Annotated in this window: 16 protein-coding genes; 5 read left to right on the top strand and 11 right to left on the bottom strand. The window is 50.2% G+C overall.

Annotated features, from left to right (window positions below; all coding sequences use genetic code 11):
* Window positions 1–117: 117 nt before the first annotated feature.
* From DXY37_RS00305 to DXY37_RS00290, 4 genes are read right to left on the bottom strand one after another with little or no spacing between them, the layout of a single operon-like run.
* A complete protein-coding gene (locus tag DXY37_RS00305) occupies window positions 118–891 on the bottom strand; it encodes a phycoerythrobilin:ferredoxin oxidoreductase (RefSeq protein WP_115124858.1) in 774 nt (257 codons plus the stop codon).
* Complete coding sequence (locus DXY37_RS00300; RefSeq protein WP_115124857.1) at window positions 888–1,595, bottom strand: 15,16-dihydrobiliverdin:ferredoxin oxidoreductase; 708 nt, start codon at window positions 1,593–1,595, stop codon at window positions 888–890. The genes DXY37_RS00305 and DXY37_RS00300 overlap by 4 nt, the downstream gene beginning before the upstream one ends.
* A 3-nt stretch (window positions 1,596–1,598) precedes the next feature.
* A complete protein-coding gene (locus DXY37_RS00295) occupies window positions 1,599–2,189 on the bottom strand; it encodes a phycobiliprotein lyase (RefSeq protein WP_371637743.1) in 591 nt (196 codons plus the stop codon).
* Window positions 2,190–2,209: 20 nt separating this feature from the next.
* Window positions 2,210–2,446: a hypothetical protein gene (locus DXY37_RS00290; RefSeq protein WP_115124855.1), complete on the bottom strand. Its 237-nt coding sequence runs from the start codon at window positions 2,444–2,446 to the stop codon at window positions 2,210–2,212.
* 356 nt (window positions 2,447–2,802) lie between these two features.
* Between DXY37_RS00290 and cpeB the strand changes: the two genes are divergently transcribed.
* On the top strand, window positions 2,803–3,357 hold the full coding sequence (cpeB, locus tag DXY37_RS00285; RefSeq protein ID WP_115124854.1) for a class 1 C-phycoerythrin subunit beta: 555 nt from the start codon (window positions 2,803–2,805) through the stop codon (window positions 3,355–3,357).
* Window positions 3,358–3,408: 51 nt separating this feature from the next.
* Window positions 3,409–3,903 carry a class 1 C-phycoerythrin subunit alpha gene (gene cpeA, locus DXY37_RS00280; protein ID WP_115124853.1) on the top strand — a complete coding sequence of 165 codons (495 nt, stop codon included), beginning with the start codon at window positions 3,409–3,411 and terminating at the stop codon, window positions 3,901–3,903.
* A gap of 50 nt (window positions 3,904–3,953) precedes the next feature.
* On the opposite strand, the gene DXY37_RS00275 is transcribed toward cpeA, so the two are convergent.
* The gene (locus tag DXY37_RS00275) at window positions 3,954–4,886 is read right to left on the bottom strand and encodes a HEAT repeat domain-containing protein (RefSeq protein ID WP_115124852.1); all 933 of its coding nucleotides are present in this window, start codon (window positions 4,884–4,886) and stop codon (window positions 3,954–3,956) included.
* 50 nt (window positions 4,887–4,936) lie between these two features.
* Between DXY37_RS00275 and DXY37_RS00270 the strand changes: the two genes are divergently transcribed.
* Window positions 4,937–5,362: a DUF2656 family protein gene (locus DXY37_RS00270; RefSeq protein ID WP_115124851.1), complete on the top strand. Its 426-nt coding sequence runs from the start codon at window positions 4,937–4,939 to the stop codon at window positions 5,360–5,362.
* Between the two features lie 21 nt (window positions 5,363–5,383).
* Here the strand turns inward: DXY37_RS00270 and DXY37_RS12990 are convergent, their stop codons facing one another.
* Window positions 5,384–5,647 (bottom strand): hypothetical protein, encoded by a 264-nt coding sequence (locus tag DXY37_RS12990; RefSeq protein WP_206749755.1) that lies wholly within the window; start codon window positions 5,645–5,647, stop codon window positions 5,384–5,386.
* 210 nt (window positions 5,648–5,857) lie between these two features.
* Between DXY37_RS12990 and DXY37_RS00265 the strand changes: the two genes are divergently transcribed.
* Both DXY37_RS00265 and DXY37_RS00260 read left to right on the top strand, forming a co-directional pair.
* Entirely contained in the window at window positions 5,858–7,177 is a 1,320-nt protein-coding gene (locus DXY37_RS00265; RefSeq protein WP_115124850.1) for a HEAT repeat domain-containing protein, read from the top strand.
* 91 nt (window positions 7,178–7,268) lie between these two features.
* A complete protein-coding gene (locus DXY37_RS00260; RefSeq protein ID WP_115124849.1) occupies window positions 7,269–7,898 on the top strand; it encodes a HEAT repeat domain-containing protein in 630 nt (209 codons plus the stop codon).
* Window positions 7,899–7,906: 8 nt separating this feature from the next.
* On the opposite strand, the gene DXY37_RS00255 is transcribed toward DXY37_RS00260, so the two are convergent.
* The 5 genes from DXY37_RS00255 to DXY37_RS00235 all read right to left on the bottom strand — a co-directional run bounded on the left by DXY37_RS00255 (window position 7,907) and on the right by DXY37_RS00235 (window position 12,600).
* Complete coding sequence (locus DXY37_RS00255; RefSeq protein ID WP_115124848.1) at window positions 7,907–8,800, bottom strand: HEAT repeat domain-containing protein; 894 nt, start codon at window positions 8,798–8,800, stop codon at window positions 7,907–7,909.
* Between the two features lie 137 nt (window positions 8,801–8,937).
* Window positions 8,938–9,819, bottom strand: coding sequence for a phycobilisome rod-core linker polypeptide (locus DXY37_RS00250; protein WP_115124847.1), 882 nt, complete (start codon window positions 9,817–9,819; stop codon window positions 8,938–8,940).
* Between the two features lie 313 nt (window positions 9,820–10,132).
* Window positions 10,133–10,630 (bottom strand): class 2 C-phycoerythrin subunit alpha, encoded by a 498-nt coding sequence (mpeA, locus tag DXY37_RS00245; protein ID WP_115124846.1) that lies wholly within the window; start codon window positions 10,628–10,630, stop codon window positions 10,133–10,135.
* A gap of 43 nt (window positions 10,631–10,673) precedes the next feature.
* Window positions 10,674–11,210 (bottom strand): bleomycin hydrolase, encoded by a 537-nt coding sequence (locus tag DXY37_RS00240; protein ID WP_115124845.1) that lies wholly within the window; start codon window positions 11,208–11,210, stop codon window positions 10,674–10,676.
* A 193-nt stretch (window positions 11,211–11,403) separates the two neighbouring features.
* Window positions 11,404–12,600 (bottom strand): HEAT repeat domain-containing protein, encoded by a 1,197-nt coding sequence (locus DXY37_RS00235; RefSeq protein WP_115124844.1) that lies wholly within the window; start codon window positions 12,598–12,600, stop codon window positions 11,404–11,406.
* Window positions 12,601–12,667: the final 67 nt, after the last annotated feature.

Genomic DNA, 12,667 nt, shown 5'->3' with positions numbered 1-12,667 from the left:
CCGTCGGGGTCGAAAACAATTCTCGCTAAGTGGTCGAAGCACACCCGACTGCTGTTCATAATGCTTAATCCCCTGTCAAAGCAGGGCTTTGCCCCGGTCAGAGCATCACGCCAACAATCAGAGGTCAAACAGCACATCGTGGATGTATGCCTCGGTCCACTCACTGCCATGGAATCGAGTCAGCATTCCTCTGGCAGGGTCTTTCTCGGCTCTGTAATCGGTATAACGTCGTTGCCCAGCCAGGAGATTCTCCATGCGTTGATCGGAGACAGGTACGGCCGCAGCGGCGAGTTCCAGATAAAGGTTTAGATAGTCATTGAAAGCTGGTCTCACCACGCTTTTAATGAGCTGATCGCCTTCGTCTCCCAAGGGCAGTCGTGTCCAGAGGAACCCCGGCGAGAAAAAGGGCTGGGCTTCGTCAGGAATTGGACCTCCGTCTGGTAATTGAGAGCGCCAGCGATCAAAAATCGGCATCAGCCGATTCCAAACGCCTTGGGTGTGTTCGCTGTCCTGCTTGTCAGCCGGTTGAAGATCAAGCGCGAGCAAGTGGCCCGACGGCAGGGTGACAAGGTCTCCGCCGAAGAAGGGCAGGTCATACCGCGCCAGAGGATTGATCACAAAGTTCAGAACCGATGCGGATGAGCCCGCACTGACGCACGCCGCTCTCACCTGGCGAAATTTCTGGCTCTTGCAGGCCCAGGTGGCGGTGGTCACGCAGACAGGTTTGGCTTTCGAGCCTGTTTGATCCTGTTTGAACAAAAACGCATCGTTGACCGGATAGGGCTCGATCCCTAGAGGCTGCAGAGAGTTGACAGCGTCCTCCAGGAACGGTTGCCAGCTCCAGCCTTCAATGGCAACAGGATCAAGGCTGTTGCGTCGGTTTGAACTCATTGCTTGGCGGATGCTGGGAACAGAAATTCGCTCAGGAATCGGTCGGACCACTCTTTGCCGAAATGACTGGTGAAGAGTCCGTGAGCCGGGTCGCGTTCGGCGCTGTAAACGTCGTAGTTGTCTTGGAGGCGTTTCACTTCATCCGACTGAATGAGCGCATCGGTTTTCAGAGCGGTGTCGTGCAGCTCCCAGTAGGCCTTCAGGAATGCACTGAATGCCGGCGGCAACGAGGTCTCCGCTTGATCAGCACCGCCACGACAAAACAACAACCAGGATGAGAAGTATTGATTCGGGTCGAACGAGCGCATCGTCTCTTCGCCGTTGAGATCAGGAAATTCCTGATTCAGTTGCTTGAGACCGGAGAAATATCGATCGAGATAATTTGCATCCTGGACCAGAGGTTGGAAATCGAGAACGGCAACGAGTTTTTGCCGCGCACCAAACCAGAGCAGATCGACTCCCATCAGAGGATGGTCAAGGCTGTAATCCGGATAGGCAACCGAATTCAGAACCTGCAGCTTGTCACCAGCATCAAGCCTCGTGACACGCCAGCGACGGAAATTCGGGACTTCCCAAAGCCAGCTGCGAATCACGCTGGTGCCTTTTTTGGATTGGCATTCCTCGAGCCCAGCCGGTACCTCAATGGCCTTACCGCCTCGTTGTTGGATGCCGTTATGAAGTTCCTTGAGAAATGGGTCAAACACGTTTCAGCTCTCCTGGATTGGAGGATTGTTGTCAGCTCTCTCTCTGGTGGCTGACGACAGTGCAGCAATGTCAGCGTTACTGGGGCAGCGAAATTCCGTGCAGTACGTGGTCATGGCGACACCGTTGAGAAACTGCACCGAGCTCACTCGCATTCTGATCTGATCATTCACAAACCAGCATCGTTCGATACCTGTGTTGGTGTCATATCGGGTTTTGATTGTCAACACGCCATCGTCAGCAAAGGAATAGGTGCTGACAACAGATTTTTTTTCCACATAACCGACATCTCTCAACAGAAATCCTTGACGGGGGTCTTCTGGATTAGGGGCATCGACAACCACTGCGGCGTAGTCGTTATTGCGAGTGTCTTCCATCAGATTGCTCTCCCACCAAAATCTGGCTCCACCGCTGGTATCACTGATTTTCACATTCAGAGCGGAACACACTTTTTCAACAACAGGGTCTTTGTTGTCGAACGGTTCGATGATCAGATTTGAATCCGCAGCTTCATCGTCCTGACAATCGAGGTGATGCACCACTCGACGATTTAACCAAGTACCCCGACTTGCTTCAAAAAAGCTGGCCATCGTCATTGGGACCTGATCCACTGGATTCATGAGCTGCTGCTCTGTGCGTTCCGCTGGCTCTTCAGTTGATTCAGCACTTCATCGATGCGAGTGAGCTCGGGATGCTCGCTGAGTGTTGCGTCGATTTTTTTTTGGGATAATCGGAGCTTTTTGCCCAAACCAAGAACATCGTTGTAGAGCCGATCTCGGTAAGCGGAAAGCTCGTCGATGGATTCCTGTAATTCTTCGACAGTGGGCGCTTGCTCAGCAGGATGATCCGACATGTTTAGGAAGGAAACTGATAAGCGGGAGGAAGCCTACCCGTCTCCAGATGCAGCCTGCTTGGCAGCGTTGCGATTGGTGATCTAACAGCTGCTCAGGCATGTTTGGCAGTTAGATCAGTTGTGAATGCACCTGATCCTCAAGCCTGTTTTGCCTGTTGTTCAGGTCGCAAGGTGACGAACTCTTGCGTGATAAGCAAATCCCGCACCACTGCTTGGTTAACCCGGCTTAGTTTGTTGAGGCGCTTCCAACCCCTTGGGTTTATCAGCCATCTGACCAAGTCACCTCTCAAAAGGCCTTGTTCAGTGGTTGCTCTCGGCATTAGAAGCCTCTCCCCCACAAAACTGTCTGGCCCAAAATGCTCGACGCATTCTCCCGTTCGGTCGTCAGCGCTGACGCCAAAACCGCTCCTGTTGGCGGTAGTGATCTCGCTGGCCTTCGCACCTATGTCAGCCAAGGCAATAAGCGCCTGGATGCTGTCAACGCCATCACCTCCAATGCTTCCTGCATCGTTTCCGATGCTGTGACCGGCATGATCTGCGAGAACACCGGCCTGATCCAGGCTGGTGGTAATTGCTATCCCAATCGCCGCATGGCTGCATGCCTGCGTGATGGTGAGATCGTGCTCCGCTACATCAGCTACGCCCTTCTCGCTGGCGACGCTTCCGTGCTGGACGATCGCTGCCTGAACGGTCTGAAGGAGACCTACATCGCTCTGGGTGTTCCCACCCAGTCCGCAGCTCGTGCCGTGGCCATCATGAAGGCTTCTGCAACGGCTCACATTGCTGAAACCAACACCCCTGCATTGGGTGGCAAGCGTTTCCGCAAGATGGAGACCACCCAAGGTGACTGTTCAGCTCTGGTGGCTGAAGCTGGTGCCTACTTCGATCGCGTGATCGGCGCCGTTTCCTGAACGGCTTCTCGCTTTCTTTTCAGACACTCTCCCTCTTAAAGGAACCCATCAATGAAGTCCGTCGTTACCACAGTTGTGACTGCTGCTGACGCAGCAGGTCGCTTCCCTTCCCAGAACGATCTTGAAGCCGTTCAGGGCAATATCCAACGTGCCGCTGCCCGCCTTGAAGCTGCTGAAAAGCTGGCTGCAGGTTTGGATGCCGTCACCCGTGAAGCTGGCGATGCCTGCTTCAACAAGTACGCCTATCTGAAGCAGCCCGGTGAGGCTGGTGATAGCCAGGTCAAGGTTGACAAGTGCTACCGCGATCTGGGCCACTATCTCCGTCTGATCAACTACTGCCTCGTTGTTGGCGGCACTGGTCCTCTGGACGAGTGGGGAATTGCAGGCGCCCGTGAGGTGTACCGCTCCCTGGGACTGCCTACAGGCCCCTACGTGGAAGCACTTACCTACACCCGCGACCGCGCTTGCGCTCCTCGTGACATGAGCCCCCAGGCTCTCAACGAGTTCAAGTCCTACCTGGACTATGTGATCAACGCTCTCTCCTGAGTTTGATTCATCATTAATCACTGAATGAGGGATGCTTCGGCATCCCTTTTTTAATGACTGTTTTTAGCGTTTTGAAGTCGATCAATCGCAAGACCCATCACTCTGCTGACGACTGGGTCTGATTCTTGTTCACTTAGCTTCAGAAGAATTGGAAGGCTTGATCTGCACCCAAGCTTCATCAGCGACAGCGCACTGTTTTTCCTGACCCAACTGTCGGAATCCGAAAGAGCTTTGACCAGGAATGATTCTCCCCACTCAGCATCTTCGAGGTTTCCAATGAGTGTGACTGCTTCTGATCGGATTTCTGAACATGAGTCGCTGAGTGCGATACATAGCAAATCTCTATCCTTTTGAGCATCGAGAGATTGAATCTGACTCCCTAAAGCAGAGATCGCTGCTTTACGAACATTTGGATGATCTGACGTTGCTGCATCGCGGAGAGCTTCTGGGGCACGATCACCAATGAATGCAAGTGCCCAATTGGCTAAGCCAATTTGCATTTCACTGCTTTCTGGTTTTTCGAGAATGCTCAAAATTGTTTCAACGGCATCAGTGCCAATGGCCGCCATTGCACCCATTGCTGATCCTTGGACGACGGAATCCTCATCGTTCAGAAATGCATCAACAAGAGCCGGAAGACTGGCTGGGTCTGAAATCAAAGTCAGAGTTTTAGCAGCAGCTCTTCGTACTGTGACTTGCTCGCTGAGCAGCATTGCCTGACACAAGGAAGGAACGGCTGCTTGTCCTACTGATCCGAGACTATCGGCAAAGCGAAGTCTTAGAAGACCACGTGGATCACCTAAACCAGCTACCATCGCTGCAATCGAGTCTGGATCAGCATCGATCGGAAGACCTGCTTTTAATTTTTCTTTGAGATGCGTCGCCAGATCAAGAGCTTCTTCTTCGCTCAGCTGAATATCAGCTGAATGATTCAACGAATCATTGTCTTGAAAATTTGGTTTTGGAAATTCTTCTTTTTCCATCACCCTGGCCGTTGCCTTTGTTTAACCTGACCTTGACCTTAGCTCACACCATGACCATCTTCGTTGTCTCCCATAATCTTCAGATCACTTCGGATCATGTTCCAGCCCTTTCTGCTGTTGCATTGGCTGAAGCACTAAAGGGGCAATCCAATTCTTTCACTGTTGCCGAGGCCCTGAGTCATCCTCATTGGTTGATCAGATTGGAGTCATCTTTAGATGCCGAAGCTATGGCTGATGAACTTGTAAAGGCTTGGAAGGGTTTTCGTCGAGCTGCCGGGCATGCAAGTGATCACGACTGCCTTGCATTGGGTGGTCGCAAAGATACACCGGGATCCGCTGGATCACCTCTTCAACAAGGTGCTTGGGGTGTCGATATGGTTGAGTGCATCAACCCAGATCAATTTCTTCTAAGCATCAACTGGGAAGGCCTTAAAGCTGGGCGACCCAGTGACGCAATTTTTGAAGTAAAAGGCTAGTTTAACTGTTTAAAATCGCACTTATTTGCGGCGTTGTCGGCGACCTCGTTGTGCTTTTTTGTCGGCACTTTTAGATTCACCAACTTCTCTATCGACACTTTTGTTTGTACTTTTGGAGAGAGAGTCCTTTGCTTTTGAGCCTAAGTTTGGCTTCTTGGAGGAAATATCTTGTTGCTGGCTATTTACTTGGGCTGAGCCAACGTTCATTGACCTCACGCTGAATCCAGCACGGTGCATCACTTGCATGCTACGCGATAACTCCTCAAATGGAATATTGAAATTCACTGATAAGGATGGTCTTGATCGATTCGTAGCCATCGTTTGAACTTTGAATTGTTGTCCTGGAAAAGGTCCCACAATGTTTCTGTAACTGAGCGAAGTCTATAACGAGTCTTCTCTGCAGGCTGGTCAGTTTGTTTTTGTTGATGAGTTTGAGTTTGGTGAAGACTTCTTGTTCGATTTTGCGGTAAAATTTATACGCTATTTCTTTTCTTGATGACGGGTCGTTTTGACAATATTCACCCTGAGCTCACATGCCAACATGCACGGCAAATCCTTCTTCAGCCTATTAATGAGCTTGACTCGCAGAGTGATTATTATATGGCGGCGTCTCATTTGATTAACTGTCCCGGTCCCGAAACTGAAAAGTCATTAGCCGACTTGCTTGAATGCTCTCAGGATGATCAGGCAGTAAAAATTGCCAAAAGAAAAGCAGTCGAGGTTTTAGGTAGGCTGGGTGCTACCTATTTAATATCTAACGTTGGTCAATGTCTGTGGTCTGATGATCAATATCTTGTTGAAAATACTGTTTTCGCATTGCAGCGGTTGAAGTGCAGTGAGCCAAGGTTAATTCAAAAAATGCTTCATCTTCTGCAAGAGGATACTTATAATCAGCGTGTTTTGATTCAGTGCTTGTCGAGTCTTTCTATTCATCAAATTGTTCCATTGTTGAAAGGTTTGCAACTAGCCGAATCACCGGGTGTTCGAGGCGCTGCTATCTCAGCAATTGCTCAGCTCACCGGAGATACAAAACAGCTCTCCAGCATTGTGAATCACCTGACTCTTCCGAATCAGATGGATCGGCAGTGTGCGATTCAGGATTTAATCGATGCTGGAGCTCTAGAGTGTTTGCGTCCAATTGTTCGTGCTCCAGTTTCTCCAGCTTTTCGCCTTCGTGCCTGCAGGCTGCTGATAACATCTGAGGTTTTGGATTCTGAGTCTATACATTATCTTCCGTTGATAGATTCTTTGCTGGTTGATGACCCAGATCATATTGAGATTGTTCACAGATATGATGTGGATCCCGATGTTGAATTTCTGATTAGAGATTTGTTCAATACTGATTTTAGCCGTTGCTACCTTGCTCTGAAATCTCTTCGTCAATGTTCAGGTGAATTAGTTTGGCCATTAATGTTGAAAATCTGGGAAGACGAGGCCTGCAACGATTATGGTGCGCATTACTTTTTCATGAGATTGCTGGGTTCGCGGGCAGACTGGCCTGATGACTCGCTTGACTTTATTCTCGACATCCTCAAGAGCGCTGCTGTTAATAGACGTCCACAATTTCAAAAAAGCCGTTCAGCCGCCATCTACTCAATCTCTCAGTTAAACCCCAGTCTCTTTTGGGAGCTGATTCCCAGTTTCTTGGATCAATCATGCTCACCTCCATGGGATTGTCGCTATGTTTTAATTATGGCAATCGAATCAATTTTGAAGGATGAAAGCCGTCAACAGGAATGTCAGTTAAGAGATTTGCTCGCTGATGATAGTGATAATTTCGTGCGAGCAAGATTGACATTCAAAAATGGTTTTTAATAAAGAGCTTCCTGTGTAGAGAACGATTTGCCTCTGTGCCTGACTACTGTTTAATGCTAAAATTAAAAAAGTTAAATTTCTGAGCATTAATATGAGTCCTTCTTCCCATTCTTTTGACTCACTTTTTGCTGATTTATCTCATCCAAACCCCAATATTCGTTTTGATGCGTGTTCGCTTCTTGCCGAGCATTTTCCTGATGAGTCGCTGCCGAAATTGTTTGATTTGATGCATGATCCTGATCCAGGTCTGTATCGAACTGCGGTCAAAGCGTTAGGGATGCTCGGTCATCGTAGTCTTCCCGGTTTGATTCAATTGTTTGCTGAATCAGACAATGGCACCATTCGAGCTTGTTGTATCAAGGCGATTGTTCAGGTATCAGTTCATTCTCCTGATGAAGCATTTCCTCTTCAAGTGCTAACGATGCTAGAAGAAGCTATGGATGATGCAAATCCTGTCGTCGCTCAGTCTGCCTTGATGACATTGGGGCATCTCTCGAAGCAGGCCTCAGAAGAAGATCGAGTCATTCCACTTCTCATTAAGGCGTGCGATAGCAGCAATATTGCCCATGTCCAAGGTGCGGCAATGTCTCTTGCTGAAATTGATTCGCCACTAGTCAATGAATGCTTGAAAAATCTGGCAGATGACGAATTGAAAGATTCGCTAATTCGTGAGGTTGCTCAAGCAAGTCTTGAGAGGCGGCAGAGCTTGGGCCTAGATTGATCAGGTTTTTAGTCTTGTACTAATACCTTAATTGCCACGTTCATCACTGATTTGACTTGATCGTCTTTTTCGATTGCTTCTGCGTTTTTGAGTGGCCCGATGGCTTCTTCGGCTTCCATTTTCATCAGTGCCAGCGATGCATTTTTTCGGACTTGTACTGACTCATCGGACAGCAACTCGCAGAGTTTATGGCTGGCATCTTCTGGCTCTAATGTTTTTCCGACCATCGTTGCTGCTTCTGCTCTGACCTCACTTGATTGATCCGACAATGCCTTGAGGAGCGTCTTGCTCGCGGCTTGGTATCTTCCTGATTGAATCTGCTCTGCCAAAACTGTTATGGCAGCGATTCGGATTTCTATGTTTTCGGATTGTGTTGCGTTGTTCAGTGCGTCTGGAGCTTTTGAGCCGATAAAGCTTAATGCCAGGTTGATCAGTCCTACTTGGAATGCTGTGCAGTCTGGCTCGGTGAGAATTTTCAGAAGATCTTCAATTGCAGGGACTCCTATCGTTGCCATCGCGCCGGCTGAGGATCCTTGAACGACAGGATCAGGATCTGTTTTAAATGCTTCGATCAAATTTGGTAAGGCTTTTTTACTGCCAATCAGATTGAGTGTTTTGGCAGATGCGCGTCGAATGACCACGTTTGGGTTGTTTTTCATGGCATCGCATAAATATGGAATAGCTGCTTCACCTACGTTTCCCAGGCTTTGCGCGAATGTGAGCCGCAAAGAACCACGCTGATCTCCCAATCCTGCAACCATTTGCTTGATCGACGTTTGATCAGAGCTTGGTGTTTCTTGATCGAGCAATTTTTGCTTTAACACTTCAGCCAATTCCAAAGCTTCTTGCTCGGTAAGACTTTCAAGTTCATTGATTTGCTGATTAGATGTTGCCTCATTCATGGTTTTCAGTTACCTGGATTGAATCTAATCGGTTGGGTCGTCGTTCTGTTGCTTGGGAATACCATTCCAAGCATTTGGCAAAAAAAACCCCATCAAAGGATGGGGTCATTGGTCTATTGATCAAACCTAAGTTTGGATCAGAAGTGAACTCCGAAAGGACGGAATGCCACGTAATCGGTCATCTTGGGAGGCTGATGTCCGCTGTACTGCTGTTGGGGCAGTTTGACAGGAGTTTTCTGAACGGCAGTGTAAGAGAACGCCTGAGGCTTGGATTCCTCTCTGGATGCAATCGCCAGTGGGTTGATGGTGCGGCTGTTGCGGCCCTGGGCGTTGTCGCTGATGGCAACCTTCATGCCACCAAGCTCACGCATCAGATTGAAGGAACGTGTGAACATTCCTGCATAGGAGTCGTGGCTTCTTTCGTAGGGCACGATGTCAGCGCCAAACACTTCTGTGTATTCAGCTGAGTCGGTCAGCTTGTCAATCAGCGCATCAAAGCCTTCTTCTGCTTGAAGCTTGATGTGATCCTGAACTTCAGTTTGGTTCAGAGGTGCTCTGCCGAGCAGGTGCTTGAAGTTTAGTTCGATGCCGCGTTGGGCGCCAACGGCATGGAAGAAGTTTGTCTTGTAAAAGTCCGACTTAGCCAAGCCGTTGACGAAATCACGAACAGTGATTTCACCGTTCATCAGCCTTACTTCCAAAGAAGTTTCGCGCTGATTGTCTGTTGGAGGAAGATTTCCAAGGACTTGGCGATAAGCAGCAGCGATCACGCGCTCAAGAGCTGCCGTGTTGTCGGGGTTGTACTGATCGAAAACAGCTCCAAAGGGGCATTCGGCGTGAAGACGGGGGCCGATTCCAATCCCCATGGAGGCACAGTGTTGCCGCTTGTACTCAGCGCGTACTCCTGCGACTGTTCGGTGTGCTGTGTTTTTACCGGCTTTGCTTTGTGTGGCAAAAGCAGCAGGTCCGGTTCGAGTAGCTGAAGTGAGTGACTTCAGGCTGGTTTCTGTGCCGAGCATGATGAGAATTGGGGAGATAGGTTTGATTGTTTGTCCCGAATTACCCCTGAATAATGCTTTTAATCGTGAAGCTCAAGAGCAAGTCGGTTGCAAACTTTGATGCAACAAGAAAACAAGGATTTTTTGCTGTTGCTACAGATGATTGGCATCATTCTGTTTCAACGCCCAATTGGCTAGTTGACTGAGATTATCTCGTTTTCAGCAACTTTTTGACTTTGCTGATTTCACCTTTCGAGTCGAAGGTAAAAAAAAGGGTGGGCAGAAATGCCCACCCATGTCACATTGCTGAATTGAATCAACCGATGAGCTGTGATCAGCCCAGGGAGTTGATCACGTAGTCCAGCAGGGTGTTGTAAGCGGTCAGAGCCTGGGGGCTCATGTCGCGGGGTGCACAACCGTCGTTACGCATCTGGGAGAAACCAGCAACGTAGGTGCCAGCGTCGATGCTGAGGGCCTTGTAGACCTCTTTCTGGCCGTTGATAGCCAGCTCGTCCAGGGGGCCGGTGCCGCCGGTGACGAGGCAGTAGTTGATCAGACGCAGGTAGTGAACGAAGTCACGCTTGCACTTTTCTTTACCTTCGGTGGCGCACTGGCGGGGCTGACGGCCGGTGGCGCCATTGGGGTACTGAGCGTACACAGCGTCAACTGCGCGCTGAGCAATGGCGTCGTAGCCAGATGCCAGCTTTTCAGCAGCTTCCAGACGTGCAGCAGCACGTTGGATAGAACCCTGAACGGATTCCATGTCGGAAGCGGAGGGGAAGCGGGAAGCGCTATCGGCTGCGCCGACAACAGTGGTGATGACGGACTTCATGATGAAGGATGTGTGTTGTTTTGAACGATCAAACAGAAGTGGTTCAGCTGATGGCGCTGATCACCATGTCGAAGTAGCTGCCGGCTTCGGCAGACAGACTTGCGCAGTCACCCTGGGTGACAGCAGCCTTCTTGGCACCACTGTTGGTGTTGGTGATCAGAGCACCAGCAGCAGCCTTCATGATGGCCACAGCGCGGGAAGCGGAACCGGTAGGAACGCCCAGAGCGGCGTAGGTTTCGCGAAGACCGTTCAGGCAGCGGTCCTGCAGCACAGAAGCGTCACCGGCGAGCAGGGCGTAGCTCACATAACGGAGAACGATCTCACCGTCGCGCAGGCATGCAGCCATTTTGCGGTTGGTGTACACACCGCCGTTAGGAGCGGTCAGACCGGTGTTCTCGCAGCAGATACCTGCAACAGCATCAGAAACGATGCAGGCAGCGTTGCCGGAGATGGCGTTAACAGCGTCAAGGCGCTTGTTGCCTTCAGAAATGAAGGACTTGAGGGAGGCCAGCTCGCCTCCGCCGATGAAAGCGCCGCTGGAATCGGCCGAGACGGCCTTCCGGGAGAATGCGTCGAGCATGGGTGCTTCGGAAAGATTAGAGGGGGATGCAAATCCGCATCACGAATGACGTTAACCCTGCTTTCTGCCTCGCCACCAAAAGCAGATTGTCAGGACACACAAGTTTGCAAAACCAATTCGAAGGAAAAAATAAAAATTGCAAAGTTCTTAAGCGTTTAGCCCTGAACCTCCTGTGCGGCAGTCGAAGTGGTGGTTATGACATCTGTTTAAGCACCTGCTCGCAGCTCCATTTCAGTGGTAACCACCGCGCATTGAATTGAATGTCTTGGAGAAGCTCGATCTGGTCATTGAGTTCAAGGCTGAGGCAGGCCCATGCAGCGGCAACTCGGGATTTTGCATATTGAGGCAGTGTCTCAGCCAGGGCCGTTCGTACCAGATCGCTGCGCTCATGCACTTTGTTCAGTCCGATGACTGCTGTGAGTAAGTAATTCGCCCCATAGTCACTCCAGAACTTGTCGTGAATGTGGTCGATTGCCTCCAGCTGTTGTTGGTTGGGCATTTTCATCAGAGTGAGTGCCCCTCCGTACTGCTTGCCTTCGTCACGGTGCTGGAGATTTTTTTCGATGTCGCTCAGTGAGCTTTCGCAGCTCCAGTCTTGTTGTAAGGCCATATCCAAAGGATTGTCCTGAAGCAGCCTCGTGATCAGTTCTGCGTAGGGAGCCGGTACCAGTCCTGTTTTCTCGGGATCCACGATTTGAAAGGCGCTCTTCGCTCTGAGCGGCATCGACACCGGACATGACACCAGATGCTCCAACACGGAACTCTCGCCGGCATCCCCTAAATCGATCACTGCAGATCGTCTTCGCCCAGCGATGGGATCGGTGAGCTGAGGAATCAGGGGCTCTAGCCGATCGACCCGACCATGAACCTTTACTGCATAGGCGCGGGCAGCCCCTGCAACGAGGGGATTGGCGTCGTCCTCCAGTGCGGATATTTCATGGTCTGCTTTTTCGATCCCAAGACGTGTGTGCGCCTGAATCACCGATCGTTTCTGATTGTCGCTGCCTCTTAAGGCATTAAGCAGAGTCCTGCGTTGCTCGTCTTCAAGAGCGAAACCAATCTGCGAAATCGAGTCAACAGCATTGATTACTGAAGGCTCATCATCAAATGCCAGTGCGCTGAAGAGTCCCGGCAAGGCGCGGGGATCTCGGCGTCGCCCCAGAGCTTCCAGCACTTTCCGGCGGGTAATGCGATTAAAGAGGTTCTCTTGTTCAAGGCTGATCGCTTCGATCAGAGCTTCGAGTGATTCGTCGCTTTGGCATGCAGCTAGCCGAGTCGCTGCTGTGTATTTCTCGACTGGATTTTTAAGCTCTTCAGGGTTTGTTTTCAGTAACTCGATCGCTTTTTCTTCTGGAAGTCCGGCAAAGAGAACATCAAATCGTTCAGACATGATTGATGATGCCGCCCGTTATCTAAGTCTTGTTAACTCTACATCCCTAGCCTTCGCAAGGGTGATT

The organism is Synechococcus sp. GEYO (genome assembly GCF_900473955.1).
In the GTDB taxonomy this organism is placed as follows: Bacteria; Cyanobacteriota; Cyanobacteriia; order PCC-6307; family Cyanobiaceae; genus Synechococcus_C.
Note: the sequence above shows the minus strand (reverse complement) of the source record. Positions and strands in the feature narration are given on the sequence as shown.